This window comes from Hydrogenophaga sp. GW823-FHT04C09, from assembly GCF_058796355.1.
This window is the reverse complement of the sequence record NZ_JBXAIO010000004.1, coordinates 325,960-341,823: the sequence shown is the minus strand read 5'-3', so window position 1 is coordinate 341,823 and position 15,864 is coordinate 325,960. Positions and strand designations below refer to the sequence as shown.

15 protein-coding genes are annotated in these 15,864 nt (G+C 70.0%); 3 read left to right on the top strand and 12 right to left on the bottom strand.

What is annotated here, in order from left to right:
• Positions 1–2 precede the first annotated feature (2 nt).
• The 3 genes from AC1Q9M_RS13885 to AC1Q9M_RS13875 all read right to left on the bottom strand — a co-directional run bounded on the left by AC1Q9M_RS13885 (position 3) and on the right by AC1Q9M_RS13875 (position 2,447).
• On the bottom strand, positions 3–1,427 hold the full coding sequence (locus tag AC1Q9M_RS13885; protein WP_382328321.1) for a PepSY-associated TM helix domain-containing protein: 1,425 nt from the start codon (positions 1,425–1,427) through the stop codon (positions 3–5).
• A gap of 7 nt (positions 1,428–1,434) precedes the next feature.
• Positions 1,435–1,929 (bottom strand): copper chaperone PCu(A)C, encoded by a 495-nt coding sequence (locus AC1Q9M_RS13880; RefSeq protein ID WP_382321601.1) that lies wholly within the window; start codon positions 1,927–1,929, stop codon positions 1,435–1,437.
• Positions 1,930–2,048: 119 nt separating this feature from the next.
• Positions 2,049–2,447, bottom strand: coding sequence for a DUF2946 domain-containing protein (locus AC1Q9M_RS13875; RefSeq protein WP_382321603.1), 399 nt, complete (start codon positions 2,445–2,447; stop codon positions 2,049–2,051).
• 97 nt (positions 2,448–2,544) lie between these two features.
• Between AC1Q9M_RS13875 and AC1Q9M_RS13870 the strand changes: the two genes are divergently transcribed.
• The gene (locus AC1Q9M_RS13870) at positions 2,545–3,189 is read left to right on the top strand and encodes a glutathione S-transferase (protein WP_382321605.1); all 645 of its coding nucleotides are present in this window, start codon (positions 2,545–2,547) and stop codon (positions 3,187–3,189) included.
• Positions 3,190–3,603: 414 nt separating this feature from the next.
• Here AC1Q9M_RS13870 and AC1Q9M_RS13865 read toward each other — a convergent pair whose 3' ends face one another.
• Complete coding sequence (locus tag AC1Q9M_RS13865) at positions 3,604–5,772, bottom strand: TonB-dependent receptor family protein (RefSeq protein ID WP_492434305.1); 2,169 nt, start codon at positions 5,770–5,772, stop codon at positions 3,604–3,606.
• Positions 5,750–7,891 carry a PQQ-dependent dehydrogenase, methanol/ethanol family gene (locus AC1Q9M_RS13860; protein ID WP_382321610.1) on the bottom strand — a complete coding sequence of 714 codons (2,142 nt, stop codon included), beginning with the start codon at positions 7,889–7,891 and terminating at the stop codon, positions 5,750–5,752. The genes AC1Q9M_RS13865 and AC1Q9M_RS13860 overlap by 23 nt, the downstream gene beginning before the upstream one ends.
• 241 nt (positions 7,892–8,132) lie before the next feature.
• On the opposite strand from AC1Q9M_RS13860, the gene AC1Q9M_RS13855 reads away from it, so the two are divergent.
• Entirely contained in the window at positions 8,133–9,365 is a 1,233-nt protein-coding gene (locus AC1Q9M_RS13855; RefSeq protein WP_444687290.1) for a helix-turn-helix domain-containing protein, read from the top strand.
• Here AC1Q9M_RS13855 and AC1Q9M_RS13850 read toward each other — a convergent pair.
• The 7 genes from AC1Q9M_RS13850 to AC1Q9M_RS13820 are packed head-to-tail and all read right to left on the bottom strand — an operon-like array spanning position 9,362 to position 14,298.
• Entirely contained in the window at positions 9,362–9,715 is a 354-nt protein-coding gene (locus AC1Q9M_RS13850; RefSeq protein WP_382321616.1) for a VOC family protein, read from the bottom strand. The genes AC1Q9M_RS13855 and AC1Q9M_RS13850 overlap by 4 nt on opposite strands.
• A 14-nt stretch (positions 9,716–9,729) precedes the next feature.
• Positions 9,730–10,467 (bottom strand): lysophospholipid acyltransferase family protein, encoded by a 738-nt coding sequence (locus tag AC1Q9M_RS13845; RefSeq protein ID WP_444687292.1) that lies wholly within the window; start codon positions 10,465–10,467, stop codon positions 9,730–9,732.
• A complete protein-coding gene (locus AC1Q9M_RS13840) occupies positions 10,464–11,795 on the bottom strand; it encodes a dihydroorotase (RefSeq protein WP_492434302.1) in 1,332 nt (443 codons plus the stop codon). The genes AC1Q9M_RS13845 and AC1Q9M_RS13840 overlap by 4 nt, the downstream gene beginning before the upstream one ends.
• 4 nt (positions 11,796–11,799) lie before the next feature.
• Positions 11,800–12,759, bottom strand: a complete 960-nt coding sequence (locus AC1Q9M_RS13835) for an aspartate carbamoyltransferase catalytic subunit (RefSeq protein ID WP_382154815.1) — start codon at positions 12,757–12,759, stop codon at positions 11,800–11,802.
• Positions 12,760–12,761: 2 nt separating this feature from the next.
• Positions 12,762–13,289: a bifunctional pyr operon transcriptional regulator/uracil phosphoribosyltransferase PyrR gene (gene pyrR, locus AC1Q9M_RS13830; RefSeq protein ID WP_382154813.1), complete on the bottom strand. Its 528-nt coding sequence runs from the start codon at positions 13,287–13,289 to the stop codon at positions 12,762–12,764.
• Complete coding sequence (gene ruvX / locus AC1Q9M_RS13825) at positions 13,286–13,714, bottom strand: Holliday junction resolvase RuvX (protein WP_382154810.1); 429 nt, start codon at positions 13,712–13,714, stop codon at positions 13,286–13,288. The genes pyrR and ruvX overlap by 4 nt, the downstream gene beginning before the upstream one ends.
• Positions 13,711–14,298: a YqgE/AlgH family protein gene (locus AC1Q9M_RS13820; protein ID WP_291121624.1), complete on the bottom strand. Its 588-nt coding sequence runs from the start codon at positions 14,296–14,298 to the stop codon at positions 13,711–13,713. The genes ruvX and AC1Q9M_RS13820 overlap by 4 nt, the downstream gene beginning before the upstream one ends.
• Positions 14,299–14,363: 65 nt before the next feature.
• Between AC1Q9M_RS13820 and AC1Q9M_RS13815 the strand changes: the two genes are divergently transcribed.
• Positions 14,364–15,863 (top strand): cryptochrome/photolyase family protein, encoded by a 1,500-nt coding sequence (locus AC1Q9M_RS13815; protein WP_492434299.1) that lies wholly within the window; start codon positions 14,364–14,366, stop codon positions 15,861–15,863.
• Position 15,864 lies beyond the last annotated feature (1 nt).

The window sequence follows — 15,864 nt, the reverse complement described above, 5'->3', positions numbered from 1 at the left end:
GATCAGCCCAGCGCCGTCCGCAGCGCCGGCAGGCGCGAGACCACCAGCCAGTCGAGCAGCAGCACGCCGAGCAGCACCGCCCCGCTGAGCGGGAAGGCCAGCGCCAGCGCGCACATCACCAACGCCCCGCCCTTCCACAGCGACGGGTCGCGCGGCGCGGGTGGTGCCACCAGTCGCCAGCTGCCCTTGGGCCGGCGCTTCCACCACATCACGATGCCGCTCACGCACAGGAACACGATGGCCAGGCAGAACAGCACGTTGAGCAGGGCGTTCCACAGCCCCAGGTCGCCCTGGTGCAGCGCGATGCCCACCGCCATGGCCTTGGCCAGCAGCGGGTAGTCGGCATAGGCGGCCTCGGCCAGCACGCGGCCGGTGTAGCGGTCCACGTGCACCGTGCGATCCTGCGTCGGGCGGCCCAGGTCGCCGCTCATGGTGTCGGCCGACAGGGTGTACACGCCGGTGTCGCCTTGCGGCAGCTGGATGTGGTGCTGGCCCGTGAAGCCGAGCCGCTTCGCGAGCGCGGCCACGCTGTCCAGGTCCACCGGCTGGCCGGCGGGCACGCCCACCGCGCCGCCCGGCGAACCCGAGGCCGGCAGCGGCGTCTGCGCCAGGCCCCAGGGCACCTCGTGCGTGCCGCCGGCGTTGAGCGTGGCGTGCGTGGCGTCCGACAGCGGCACGGCGTCCCACTTGGCGGCGGGGAAACTGCCCCAGGGCTGCGCGAACTTCGCGCCCCACACGCCCGTCCAGGACAGCCCCGTGAGCAGGAACACCAGCAGCACCGTGCCGAGCCAGAAGCCCAGGCTGGCGTGCAGCGAACGCCACCACAGGCGCCCCTTCAGGCGCAGGTCGGGCAGCAGCACCTGGGCCCAGCGCGTGCCGCCGCGCGGCCACCAGAGGTAGAAGCCGGTGACGACCATCACGATGGCCAGGCCCGCCGCGATCTCGATCAGGCGGTCGCCCACGTCGCCCAGCAGCAGCGTGCCGTGGATCTTCTCGGCCCAGGCGAACCAGGTCTGGTCCTTGTCCACCAGCTGCAGCACCTGCGCGGTGTACGGGTCCACCGCCACCGCTTCGGTGGTGCCGTCGCGCGCGACGACGAACCAGCTCGCGCGGTCGGGCGCGGCCGGCGCGATGTACTCGCGCAGCGTGGCCTGCGAGCGCAGTTCGAGCACGGCCTTCGCCTGCGCGCTCACGGGCAGCGGCGCGTGGTCCATCGGGTTCACCGTCACCACCGGCCCGAGGCGGGTCTGGAAACCGGTGAAGAACACCATGACCAGCCCGGTGAGGGCCAGCATGAGCAGAAAGGGCACGACGTAGAGGCCGGCGTAGAAGTGCCAGCGCCAGGCCACGGCATGGAAACTGGAATGCGAGGACGGCTTCGTCCCCGCGTCCGCCAGCGCGGACGCGCGTTCAGCAACGGCTTTCATGGCCGCCTCAGTGCTTGTGCTTGCCGTGGTCTTCGGCCGCGGCGGCCGGTGCCGCACTGGTGCCACCGAGCGCGCGCGCCGTGGCCTTGACTTCCAGCGTGCTGCGCTGGCCGTCCTTGCCTTCGAGCACCAGCGTCACGGGCACCACGTCACCGGCCTTCACCTGGCCCTTGAGGTCCAGCAGCATCACGTGGTAACCACCAGGCTTGAGCTCGATGGCCTGGCCGGCGGGCAGCGCCAGGCCCTTGACCTCGCGCATGCGCATCACGTCCTTGTCCATGGCCATTTCGTGGATCTGGGCCACACCCGCGATGGGCGAGCGGGCTTCCACCACGCGGGTGTCGGCCTTGGCGGTGAGTTGCATGAAGGCGCCAGTGGATTTCTGTTGCGCGACGGTGGCGCGCACCCAGGCGTCTTTCACCTCGACGGGAGCGGTGGCGGGCGCTTGCGCCCAGGCGCTGGCCGTCACGGCCAGCAGGGTGGAGATGAGCAGGGATTTCATCGTGGAGTCGTCCATCGAAAAGCATTGATCGGGTTCGCCCGGCCCGGGCCGCGGCGGGGCGGCGACAGGGGCTTGGGCGGAGAGGCGGTCCGCGCCTGGGCGCGGGCCGGTGGGGTGCGTCAGGCCGTGGGCGGGGCGCGCGACTGCGCGGCGGGCCAGGGTGGCGCGGGCAGGGCCGAGCGGAAGGGCTCGGGCGGGGGCTCGGCGCGGGGCGCGAGCACCAGGGTGGGCATGGACGATGCGGGCGGCAGGCCGACGGCGCCGTGCAAGTTGCACCAGGGGCAGTGGCGCGAGGCGTCGGCCATGGACTTGCCGACATCGGCCATGGCGGCGTTGTCGCCGTCGATGGCATCGGCCTGCACCCAGACCATGCCGCTGGCGCTGCAGACCTGCACCCAGCCGGGGCCGCCTTGCGCGGCGACCACCGCCTGCGCCACGGTGGGCGCGAGCGCGCCCAGCAGCATGGCGAGCATGGCCAGCCAGGCGGCGAATCGGTGGGTGGTGCGGGGGAAGCGCATGGCGGGGCAGTTTATCAGCCGGGCCCGTCAACTGCGGGACGCGTGGGCGGATGCCCCGGGGCTACGATGGTGCGCACAACCCCAACAGGAGACAGACATGCTCAAACTCTGCGGCTTTTCGGCCAGCAATTACTACAACAAGGTCAAGCTCGCGCTGCTCGAGAAGGGCGTGGCGTTCGAGGAGGAGCTGGCCTGGATCGGCGAGACGGACAAGGCCTGCAGTCCGCTGGGCAAGGTGCCGTACCTGAAGACGGACAAGGGGTCGCTGTCGGAGTCGACGGTGATTCTGGAGTACATCGAGGGCGCTTTTCCCGAGGTGCCGCTGTTTCCGCGCGATGCGTTCGAGGCGGCGAAGGTGCGGGAGTTGGTGCGGTATCTGGAGCTGCATCTGGAGCTGGTGGCGCGCAATCTGTATCCCGAGGCGTTCTTCGGCGGCAAGGTGAGCGATTCGGCGAAGGAGAAGATCGGCCAGCAGCTGGAGAAAAACGTGGCTGGGTTTTCGAAGCTGACGAAGTATTCGCCGTTCATCGCGGGTTCGCAGTTCACGTTGGCGGATTGCGCGGCGGCGGTGCACCTTCCGCTGGTGAGCAGCGCGACCAAGATCATCTACGGCCGCGATTTCCTGGCCGATACGCCGGCTCGGGAGTACCTGAAGCGGCTGGGTGAGCGGCCTGCTGTGCAGAAGGTGAATGCGGATCGCAAGGCGAACACCGAGTTGATGCTGGGGCGGTCCAAGGGCTGAGTCTTTTCTTCGCTCTGGCTGGGTGGGCGGGGCGGGTGGGTAAGGGGTGTTTGGGCTCCGGCCGCTCGCGGGTGGCTGCCCGGGTTCGCCTTCACCGCTTCGTCAACACCTTGGTTGGCACGCTCGCTCTGGGGCAACCGCGAATGGGGCCTGCGCCCAAACACCCCTTACCCACCCACCTACAAGCAAAGTCGGCGCGCGCCCCTTTGCATGCCAGCGTTTGTTCGCAGGACAGTGGCGGTGCCCGCAGGCGCAGGCCCCATTCACGGTTGCCCCAGAGCGTGCGTGCGAGGGTGGTGTTGACGAAGTGATCTGTGTGCGCCCGCGCAGACACCCGTGAGCGGCCGGAGGCCTGCGGGCACCGCCACTGGCCTGACGCGAGGTCCCCCCCGGAAACACCCCGAACGAAGAAGCTCAGGGAAACCGCCGCACCAACTCAAAGCCGACGTACAGGGACCGCCCACCCCCAGGCTCGAAGAACCGGTTGTTCCCCTCATTCACGATCACCGACCCCGCATAAGAACGGTCGCTCACGTTGTCGATGCGCACGAACTCCCGCCAGGTCCAGTCACCCCGGTTCTGCTCGAACCGCACCCCCAGGTTGAACACCGTGCTCGCGGACGTGAAATCCGTGTTGCGGTCGTTCACCGCCATGCGCCCCGTGTGCAACGCCTCCAGCGTGAACACACTGTTGGCCCACCCCGGCTCCCACGCCACCTGCAGATACGCCTGCTGCTTCGCCAAGCCCGGCAGGCGGTTGCCCGCCGCCACCGGCACATTCGGCACCGCGCACGGCGTGGCCACACAGGTCAGGAAACCATCGCGGTAGGTCGCGTCCATCCACGTGTACGCCGGCGTCACGGTGAATTTCCCCCACTGCATCACCCCCGCCAACTCAAACCCCTGGCGGCGCGTGCGCCCCGCGTTCTGGAACGTGGACCGCCCCCCCGTGTTCGACAACACCACGATCTCGTCCTTCGTGCGCGTCTCGAACAGCGTGGCGCTCCAGCTGCCCCAAGCCTGGCGCCCCCGCAAACCCGTCTCGGCGCTCAGGCTGCGCGAGGCGTTCAACGAGGGGTTGAGCCCCGTCAGCCCCGAGGCGCGGTAGGCCACCTCGTTGAGCGTGGGCGTCTCGAAACCGCGCCCCACGCTCGCGAACGCCTGCAGCTGCGGCGTGATCTCCCGGCGGATGCCCAGCACCGGGCTGAAGCCGTCGTAGTCCGCCGCACCGCTGTCGTTCGGGTTGCCCGCCACGATGTAACGGTCGGCCGAGGTGAAGCGCACGCGCGAGTGCCGCAGCCCGGCCAGGAACGTGGTCGCCGGTGTGCGCCACTCGGCCTGCACATAAGGGTCGAAGGTGCTGGCGCGGTTGGTCTCGTCGCGCCGCAAGCGGCCCTGCACGCCCAGCGCGGCGCCGATGAAGTTCTCGTACCCCAGGCGGTCCTCGGTCTGCCGGTCCGAGGCGATGCCGGCGGCCACGGTGAGGCGGCCGCTGTCGTAGCTGCGGTCCAGGCGCCAGCGTGCGTTCCAGCCCCAGTAGTCGCGGTCCAGGTCGATCACGCCGCCCGCGCTGCCGGCCGGAATCTGCGCGCCGGTGGGAATGGCCTGGAACTGGCGCACGGCGCGCTGGCCGCCATAGCCCATGAGTTCGATGCGGTGGCCCTGCCCCAGCGCCTGTTCCCAGGCCAGCCCCACCTGCGTCTGCGAGACGCTCTTGCGCGTGTTGAACTGCGTGGCCGCCGCCGTGGTCTGGCCGGGGTCGGCGTCGAACTCGGCGCGCGTGAGGCCCAGCGGGTCCAGCGCCTGGCTGCTCTGGCGGTTGAGCACGAGCACCGTGCGCCCGCCGTCGTGCGCGCGGCTGAGCTTGAGGTTGCCCGTGCTGCGCGACGCGGCCGATTGCGGGCGCTCGCCGTCGGTGGCGAACTTGCCCGCGTCCAGGGTGTACGACCAGCCCGGCTGCTCGGCGCTGCCGGTCTGCCCGCTGAGCTGGGTGGAGAAGCGCCACAGCCCGTTGGAGCCGGCCGCCACGCCGGTGCGCCACTCGGTGGGGCGCTGGCCGTCCAGCGTGTAGAGCGCGATCACGCCACCGGCCGAGGCGCCGTACAGCGCCGAGAACGGACCGCGGATGACCTCGATGCGGTCGGCGCTGCCGATGGGGAAGTTCGCCGCCTGGCCCTGCCCGTCGGGCGCGCTGGCCGGAATGCCGTCCACGTACAGGCGCACGCCGCGCACACCGAAGGGCGCGCGCGCGCCGTAGCCGCGCATGGAGATCTGCAGGTCCTGCGCGTAGTTCTGCCGGTTGCGCACCACCAGGCCGGGCACGCGGCCCAGGCCTTCGGAGAGGTTGATCTGCAACTGGCCCGCGCGCAGTTCCTCGCCATCCACCACCTCGACCGAGCCCGGCGCCAGCCAGCGTTGCTGCCAGGCCGAGCCGCCGGTGATCACCACAGGCGCGAGCGCGCCGGCGGTGTCGCCGTCGCGCTCGCTGGTGGCGGTCTGGGCCCAGCCGGGCACCGCCAGCACCAGACCGGCGGCCGCCCCCAGGGCGCCAAAGGCGTGGCTAGTTCTTCGGCCGAATGGCATCGGCCGTGCCCTGGATGAACGCTTTGATTTTCTGGACATCGTCTTGACTGAGTTTTCCGGTGAAGTCCGGCATGCCGCGTGCCATGGCCGGACCGGCGAACACGAACTTGTCGAGATTCTCGATGAAGGCCGAATCCATGTAACCCAGGTTGGGGATGTTGCCGCCCCGGTCCACCCCCGGCACGCCGTGGCAGAACACGCAGTTGCTCACGTACAGCGCGGTGCCCGCCGGCACGTGGGCCGGGTCGTACTTCACGCCGGCCACGAGCTTGCCGAGCTGGTAGTTCACGAAGGCCGGCGGCTGCGCCTTGCCGCCCACGGCGAAGGTGTAGACCGTGCCCGGGCCCTGGCGGTCGGTGGCGCGCTGCGCCAGGCCATAGACCCCGCCCCAGCCCACCGCGATCGACACGTACTGCTTGCCATCCACCATGTAGGTCGAAGGCGCGGCGATCACGCCGGTGCCGGTGGGCGTTTCCCACAGCTTCTCGCCGCTGGTCGCGTTGTAGGCGATGAAGCGGCCGTCGGCCGTGCCCTGGAACACCAGGTTGCCGGCCGTGGTGAGCGTGCCGCCGTTCCAGGGCGAGATCTGCTCCTGCGTCCAGCGCGCCTTCTGCTGCACCGGGTCCCAGGCCACCAGGCGGCCAAAGGGTTTGCTCGAGGGCGGCTCCACGTTGGCGAAGGTGGCCAGGTTCCAGCCCATGTTGGCGTGCGGTTCACCGGGCCGGTCGGCGTTGAACTTCCAGTCCTTGTTGTCCATCAGCGTGAGCGGCACGCCCTGCACCGGCATGTAGACCAGGCCGGTGGCCGGGTTGTACGACATGGAGTGCCAGTTGCGCGCGCCGAACGCGCTGGGGATGATCTCGCGCGGCCGGTCGGCGGTGCGCGCGGCCGGGGTCTCGATCGGGCGGCCGTTCTTGTCGTAGCCGGTGGCCCAGTTCACGTCCACGAAGTTCTTGGCCGAGATGAACTTGCCGTTGGTGCGGTCGATCACGAAGAAGAAGCCGTTCTTGGGCGCGTGCAGGATCACCTTGCGCGGCTTGTTGTCGAGCTTGATGTCGGCCAGGATCATGGGCTGCGTGGACGTGAAGTCCCAGTTGTCGCCCGGGGTTTCCTGGTAGTGCCAGACGTACTTGCCGGTGTCGGGGTTGAGCGCGACGATGGACGCGAGGTAGAGGTTGTCGCCGCCGGCCGGGCTGCGCTTGCTGCGCGCCCAGGGCGAGCCGTTGCCGGTACCGATGTACATCAGGTTGAGCTCGGGGTCGAACGTCATGGTGTCCCAGGCCGTGCCGCCGCCACCGGCTTCCCACCACTTGCCGGCCGGGTCCCAGGTCTTGGCGGCCTTGGCCATGGACTCGTCCTCGAACGGCTTGCTCGGGTCGCCCGGCACGGTGAACCAGCGCCACTTCTGGTCACCGGTCTTGGCGTCGTAGGCGGTGATGTAGCCGCGCACGCCGTACTCCGCGCCGCCGTTGCCGATGATCACCTTGCCCTTGAAGACGCGCGGCGCGCCGGTGATGGTGTAGCTGAACTTGCGGTCGATGATGGTGTCCTTGGACCACACCTGTTCGCCAGTGGCCGCGTCGATCGCGATCAGCCGGCCGTCGTAGGCCGCCACGAAGACCTTGCCCTCGTGCAGCGCCACGCCGCGGTTGACCACGTCGCAGCAGCCCTTGTAGCCCGCCTCGCGCGAGACCTTGGGGTCGAAGGTCCACAGGCGCTTGCCGGTGCGCACGTCCACCGCGTGCACGATGCTCCAGGAGGCGGTGACGTACATGATGCCGTCGACCACCAGCGGCGTGGACTCCACCCCGCGCGAGGATTCGAGGTTGTAGGACCAGACCAGGCCCAGGTCCTTCACGTTGGCGGTGCTGATCTGGTTGAGCCTGGAGTGGCGCGTCTCGGCGTAGTCCAGGCCGTAGCTGGGCCAGTCCGGCGTCTTGCTCGCGTTGGCCTTCATGAAGCTGGCGTTGACCTTGCCCACGGCGGCCCGGATGTGCTCCTGCGAGCCCTTGATGGGGGCCTGCGGCTGCGCGAGCGCGGCGCCGCAGAGCGTGGTGAGTGCGGTGAACAGGCAGGCGGCCGCGCGGCACCTGACCAAAGCAAGTGGTGACGGATTCATCGTGTCTCCTTGTGCTGCCTGCGGCGCGCAGGCCTGTTTGTGGGGCTGCCAGGGCCTGTCGTGCTCGGCCCAGCTTTGCCATCTTCTGCCTCTCCGGGAGCCGATTCATCTTCGGGATTTCCCTGAAGCCGATGTGTTCCGGCGTGGAACATCCGACGGGCGGCGGGCAGGGCTTACCCGCATGCCACCGCGCGCCGATGAACGGGATACTGATCGAGGAGACGCCCAGCAGGACAAGAACATGCCCCACCCCACGAACGGGCAGGCGAGCACGCCGCGCCAGCTCTTTTTCCAGACCACCGAACAGCGCACCGCGCTGGCGCGCCAGCGCTTCTTCGACGAAGGCACGCGCCCCTCCGGCCTGGTGGGCGAGGCGGTCATCCAGTCCTGGCTGCGCTGCGCCTCGGCGCACCAGCAGCCCACCGACCGCGTGAGCTTCGAGCAGGTCACGCGCAGCCGGGCCCACGCCAGCCTGAACCGCAACCGGCAGCTGCTGCAGGCCGGCAACCTCGAGCTCAACCACATGGAAGCCGCGCTGGCCGGCACCGACTGCCGCGTGCTGCTGACCGACGCGCAGGGCGTGATCATCCACGCCACCCAGCTGCCCGCGACCAACCAGCACCCGCTGCTCAAGACCGCCTCGCGCGTGGGCGTGAACCTCACCGAAGGCCAGGTCGGCACCAACGCGCCGGGCATCGTGGTGCGCACCGGCGAGGCCTGCACCGTCACCGGCGCCGAGCATTTCTTCCAGAGCCTGCAGAGCCTGCACTGCGCGGCCGCGCCGATCCGCGACATCCACGGTCAGCTCGCGGGCGTGCTGGACGTGTCGATCGAGGCCGGGCGCTTCCAGTTCGATGCTGCGTCGGTGGTGGGCATGTACGCCACCACGATCGAGAACCGCCTGCTGCAGCTGCAGTCGGTCGAGCACCTGGTGCTGCACTTCCAGGCCAGCCCCACGCTGCTGGGCACGCCGATGGAGGCCCTGGCCGGCATCGACGCTGGCGGGCGGGTGCTGTGGCTCAACGGCGCGGGCCGCCGGCTCACGGGCTGCCGCATGGAAGAGCGGCACACGGTGGACGAGGTGTTCGGCGTACCGCTGGAGCGCCTGCTGGCCCTGCCGCGCCAGCACCAGGCGCAGACCCTGCGCCTGCCCAATGGCCTGGGCGTGTGGGTGACGGGCACGCTGACCGCGAGCAACGGCGCCGACTTCAAGCACGCGGTGGCCGTGTCACAGCCCGCGCCCGAAGTCACCGAAACGGCGCTCCCACCGGCTGCCATCGACACACCGGCCCTGGCCACACCGCCGGAAACCGACCACGCTCAGGCCACCTTGCTGGACCACAAGCAGCGCCTGATCGAGACCACGCTGGCCGCGTGCGGCGGCAACATCGCGAAAGCCGCGCGCGCGCTCGGCGTCTCGCGCGGCATGCTGTACCGGCGGCTGCAGAAGGCGCAGGCGCCGGACGCGGGTTAAGGCGTCGACCAGACGGCGAGTTCGTGCCCGTCCGGGTCGAGAAAGTGGAAACGGCGCCCACCGGGAAAGTCGAACACGGGCCTGGAGATCCGCCCGCCCGCGGCCTCGATGCGCTGCTGCGTCGCGGCTAGGTCGTCCGCGTACAGCACGATCAGGGCGCCGCCGGGGCGAACGGCTTCGCCGGTGGCGAAGCCCCCGGTCATGCGCCCGTCGTTGAACTCGCAGTAGCCCGGGCCGTAGTCCACGAAGGTCCAGCCGAACGCCGCGCCATAGAAGGCCTTGGCGCGCGCGATGTCGCCCACGTTGAACTCGATGTAGTCGATGCGCTGGTCGCGCCCTTCGGTGCCCATGGGGGGTCCTTTTTTCAGAGCGCGCGCAGGCGGTCGATGTCCGCGCGCAGGTCGTTGGCCCAGGCGCGGCGGTCGCGTCCCTGGTCGTGTTGCGGCTCGCCGTAGCGCACCACGGCCCGCAGGCCGTCGGCGTTGAGCGTGGCCCAGATCGAGCCGATCAGCGTGGTGTCGCCCACGAACACCGGCGCCGGGTGCGGCTCGCCGGTGTCGCGCTGCACGAAGCGCAAGGCAATGGGCAGCACGGGCGCGCGCGCCGCGATGGCGGCCTGCAGCAGGTTGGCGTGGAAGGGCAGCAGGGCCCGGCCGTCGCCCGTGGTGCCTTCGGGAAACACCGTGAGGATGTCACCCAGCTCCAGCCGCTCGGCCATGTGGTGCACCATGCGCATGGCCGCGCGCCGGTTGCCGCGTTCGAGGTAGAGCGTGCCCGCGCCGGTGATGAGCGAGCCCAGCAAGGGCCAGTGTTCGGCGTCGGCCTTGGAAACGAAGCGGCTCGGGCGCGCGGCGTTCATCACCAGGATGTCCAGCCACGACATGTGGTTGGCCACCTGCAGCAGCGGACCGTGTTCGGGCGGCGTGCCCTCGACCACCAGCTCCACGCCCAGGATGAGCAGCATGCGGCGCGTCCACTCGCGCACCACGAGTTCGGTCTGCGACGGGGTCAGGCGGCCGAGCTCGGTGCGGATGGTCCACAGCGCACCCAGCACGTGCGCGGTGGCCCGCAGGCCACGCCAGAGCGCGCGAAAGGGTTTCACGCGGTGGCGGTCCGTTCGGTGTCGGCCTGGTAGGCGAGCTGCCCACCCACCAGCGTGGCGTGCACGCGCACCGGCAGTTCGTGACCGCCGAAGGGCGTGTGCTTGCCCTGGCTGCGCAGCGCCTCGGGCCGCACGGTCCAGCCGCTGTCCGGGTTGAAGATGCAGAGGTCGGCCACGCCACCCACGGCGATGCGGCCCGCGCTGGCCTGCAGCGTGCCCAGGCTCGCGCCCAGCACCGCCTGCGGCCCGACGGTGAGCACGCCCAGCGCCTGCATCAGCCCCAGGCCTTCCTGCTGCGCCCAGGTGCAGGCCAGGCCCAGCAGCAACTCGACCGCCGTGGCGCCCGGCTCGGCCTCGGCGAACGGCAGGGTCTTGGCGTCGCTGTCCACCGGGTTGTGGTCGGACACCAGCGCGTCGATGGTGCCGTCGGCCAGGCCTGCGCGCAGCGCGTCGCGGTCGCGCTGCTGGCGCACCGGCGGCTGCAGGCGCAGGCGGCTGTCGTAGTAACCGATGTCCACGTCGGTGAGGTGCAGGTTGTGCACGCTCACGTCGCAGGTGACGGGCAGGCCCTCGGCCTTGGCCTGGCGCACCAGGGCCAGGCCGGCCGCGCTGCTGAGGCGGCACAGGTGCACGCGCGCGCCCGCGCCGCCGCCCTTGGCGCTGCGCATCAGCTCGAACAGCGTGTGCAATGCGATGGTTTCGGCGGCGGCAGGAATGCCCGCCAGGCCCAGGCGCGTGGCCAGCGGGCCGCTGGCGGCCACGCCCTTGCCAAGCCAGAAATCCTGCGGACGCAACCAGACGGTGTAGCCGAAGGTGGCGGCGTACTGCAGCGCGCGTTGCAGCACCTGCACGTTGACGATGGGCACCTCGGCCTGGCCGAAGCCGATGCAGCCGGACTCGGTGAGCTCGGCCATTTCCGTGAGCACCTCGCCCTGCAGGCCGCGCGTGAGCGCACCCAGCGGGAACACGCGCGCCAGGTGCAGCTTCTCGGCGCGGAACTTGAGCATGTCCACCAGGCCGGGCTCGTCGAGCACCGGGTCGGTGTCGGGCGGGCAGACCAGCGAGGTCACCCCCCCGGCCACGGCGGCGGCCATCTCGCTCTCGAGCATGCCGGCGTGCTCCTGCCCGGGCTCGCGCAGGCGCACCGCGAGGTCCACCAGGCCGGGCGCGACCACGCAGCCGCTGGCGTCGAGCGTGCGGTTGGCGTGGAAGTCGGGCGCCACGTTGCCGATGGCGATGACGCGGCCGGCGGCGATCGCCACATCGGCGATCTCGTCGCGGCCGCTGGCCGGGTCCATCACCCGGCCGTTCTGGATCAGGATCTTCATGTCGTTATGCCTCGTTCCCCGCGACGATGCCCATGACCGCCATGCGCACCGCGATACCGTAAGTGACCTGCGGCAGGATCACGCTCTGCGGTCCGTCCACCACGGCCGAATCGATCTCCACACCCCGGTTGATCGGGCCCGGGTGCATCACGATCGCGTCGTCCTTGGCCCAGCGCAGGCGCTCGGGCGTGAGGCCGAAGCTCTTGAAGTACTCCTGGCTCGAGGGCAGCAGGGCACCGCTCATGCGCTCGTTCTGCAGCCGCAGCGTGATCACCACGTCGCAGTCCTTGATGCCCTCCTCCAGCGTGTGGCACACGCGCACGCCCATCTGGGCGAGGTCGCTGGGCACCAGCGTGCGCGGGCCGACCACGCGCACGTCGGGGCAGCCCAGCGTGGTGAGCGCGTGGATGTCGGAACGCGCCACGCGCGAGTGCAGCACGTCGCCGACGATGGCCACCGACAGCTTGGTGAAGTCCTTCTTGTAGTGGCGGATCGTGTACATGTCGAGCAGCCCCTGGGTGGGGTGCGCATGGCGCCCGTCGCCGGCGTTGACCACGTGCACGTGCGGCGCCACATGCTGCGAGATCAGGTAGGGCGCACCCGACTCGCTGTGGCGCACGACGAAGATGTCGGCCGCCATGGCGCTGAGGTTGGCGATGGTGTCGAGCAGCGACTCGCCCTTGGCGGTGGAGCTGCGCGCGATGTCGAGGTTGATCACGTCGGCGGAGAGGCGCGTGGCCGCGATCTCGAAGGTGGTGCGCGTGCGCGTGCTGTTCTCGAAGAACAGGTTGAACACGCTCTTGCCGCGCAGCAGCGGCACCTTCTTCACCTCGCGGTTGCTCACGCTCGTGAAGTTGGCGGCGGTGTCCAGGATCTGCGTGAGGATGTCGCGCGACAGGCCCTCGGTGGAGAGCAGGTGAATCAGTTCACCGTTCTTGTTGAGCTGGGGGTTCTTGCGTTGCACGGTCAGGCTTCCTTGGTTTCCAGCACGAAGCTCAGGCGGCCGCTGTCGTCGCGCGCGAGCTCGAGCGAACGGCCCGCGGGCACGTCCAGGCGCGCGGCGCACAGGTTGGCCTCGATCGGCAGTTCGCGCCCGCCCCGGTCCACCAGCACCGCCAGGCGCACGCTGGCGGGGCGGCCGTAGTCGAAGAGTTCGTTGATCACGGCGCGCAGCGTGCGGCCGGTGTAGAGCACGTCGTCGATCAGCAGCACGTGCGCGCCGTTCACGTCGAACGGCAGTCGGGTTTGCGCGCTCGAAGCCAGGCCGCGCTGCGCGAAGTCGTCGCGGTGCATGCTCGACGAGATCACACCCGCCGGCCCGCTCAGGCCCAGGTCGGCCTGCAGGCGCTCGGCCAGCCAGGCGCCGCCGGAGGTGATGCCGGCCAGCACCACGGGCGCGGGCGACGAGGCCAGCAGCTGTTTCACCCCGCGCGCCAGCTCCGCGTAGAGCGCCTCGGCATCGGGCAGGTGGGAAGGTGACGACGACGACGTCAAGGCAGGCTCCTCAAAAACTGTTCCAGGATGATGCAGGCCGATGCGGCATCGGCGTCTTTGGCCCCGAGGCTGTGGGCCTCGGTGGTGCTGTAGCGCTCGTCCACCTCGAACACGGGCAGGCCATGGCGGCCGCGCAGCTGGCGCGCGAACTTGAGCGCGCGCGCGGTGTTCTCGTGCGCGGCCCCGTCGGGGTGGTAGGGCACGCCCACCACCAGGGCGTCGGGCTGCCACTCCTTAAGGCGCTGCGCGATCTGCGCGAAGCGCGCGTCGCCCTCGGCGGCGATGGTGGGCTGGGGGGTGGCGCTGCGCGTGAGGCGGTTGCCGGTGGCCACGCCGGTGCGCTTGAGGCCGAAGTCGAACGCCAGGAACACCTGGCAATGCGCCGGGACTTCAATGGTCGTGGGCGCCGGTGCGTTCACGGTCATGCATGCCCCGCGTCGGGCGACAACATCCAGGGCTGCAGGCCCAGCAGGGCCATGGCACGCTCGTAGCGCTCGGCCACCGGCGCGTCGAAGATGAGGTTGGGGTCGGCCTCCACCGTGAGCCAGCTGTTCTCGGTGATTTCCGATTCGAGCTGGCCCTGCCCCCAGGAGGCGTAGCCCAGCGAGACGAACACCCGGCGCGGGCCGGCGCCCGAGGCCATGGCTTCGAGCACGTCCTTGGAGGTGGTCATCTCCAGGCCGCCGGGAATGGACAGGGTGGACGCGTAGACCGACTCGCCCTCGCCCGAGACCGCCTCGTGCAGCACGAAACCGCGCTCGGTCTGCACCGGGCCGCCCTGGAACACCGGCAGCTCGGCTAGGTCGTCACGCCCCATGGGCAGGTCGACCTTCTCGAACAGGCGGGGCAGCAGGATGTCGCTGGGCTTGTTGATCACCAGCCCCAGGGCGCCGCGCTCGCTGTGTTCGCACATGAACACCACGCTGCGGCCAAAAAGCTCGTCGCTGAGGCCGGGCATCGCAATCAGGAAATGATTGGTCAGGTTGATGGGGGCAAAATCAGCGGACATGGCGCGATTTTAAGCCGCCTACTCTGCTGGTCATTGCCCGGCAGGGGCAACCCCCGCCCTGGCCCATGAACAGCTACGACAAAGGTCTGATGTGGTTCCGCCGTGACCTGCGCGCCGAGGACAACGCGGCGCTGTACCACGCGCTCAAGGTCTGCCGCCAGGTGTGGTGCGTGTTCGTGTTCGACACCGAGATCCTGGACGACCTGATCGAACGCGGCCTGCGCGCCGACCGGCGCGTGGAGTTCATCCGCGAATCGCTGGTGGAGCTCGACGAACGGCTGCGCGCGCTGGGGCGGGCGCACCGCGTGGAAGGCGTGGGCCTGATCGTGCTGCACGCGCCGGCCCGGCAGGCGATTCCCGCGCTGGCGCAGAAGCTGGGCGTGCAGGCGGTGTTCGCCAACCACGACGACGAACCCGCCGCCCTGGCGCGCGACGCGCGCGTGTTCGGCGACCTCGCGCACGCCGGCATCCTGCTGCACAGCCACAAGGACCACGTGGTCTTCGAGCGGCGCGAGGTGCTCACGCAGGCGGGACAGGCCTTCGGCGTGTTCACGCCCTACAAGAACGCCTGGCTCAAGGCGCTCACGCCCTTTCACCTGAAGGCCTACCCGGTCGCCCGGTACGCGGGCACGCTGGCCGGCGTGCCGGCCGAGCACGCGGTGCCGGTCCCCAGCCTGTCGGACATCGGCTTCGAGCCCACCAACCTCGCGCAACTCGCCCTGCCCACGGGCACGAGCGGGGCGCAGGCGCTGTTCGAGGACTTCGTCGACCGCATCGACCGCTACACCGAGGCGCGCAATTTCCCCGCCGTGAAGGGGCCGAGCTACCTGAGCGCGCACCTGCGCTTTGGCACCATCTCGATCCGCCACCTCGCCTCGGTGGCCTACCAGATGCACCTGCAGGGCATCGCGGGCGCGAGCACCTGGCTGTCGGAACTGGTCTGGCGCGACTTCTACCACCAGGTGCTGGCCAACTTTCCGCACGTGGTGGACAAGGCCTTCAAGCCCGAGTACGACGCCATCAAGTTCGAGCACGGCAAACACGCCAAGGAGCAGTTCGCGGCCTGGTGCGAGGGCCGCACCGGCTACCCGCTGATCGACGCGGCCATGGCGCAGATCAACCAGACCGGCTACATGCACAACCGGCTGCGCATGGTGGTGGCCAGCTTCCTGGTGAAGGACTTGGGGCTGCACTGGCAATGGGGCGAACGTTACTTCGCCGACCACCTGATCGATTTCGACCTCGCGGCCAACAACGGCGGCTGGCAGTGGGCCAGCTCCAGCGGCTGCGATGCCCAGCCCTGGTTCCGCATCTTCAACCCGGTGACGCAGAGCGAGAAATTCGACCCGCAGGGCAAGTTCATCCGGAAGTACCTGCCGCAGCTTGCCGGCCTGCCGGACGCGGCGATCCACGCGCCCTGGAAGGCCAACGAGATCGAGCTGGCGGCGGCCGGGCTGGTGCTGGGCGAGGGCTACCCGCAGCCGATCGTGGACCATGCGGTGGCGCGCGAGCGCACGTTAGAGCGCTACGCCGTCGTCAAACAACCAGGCAAGACGCCCCGCTGAG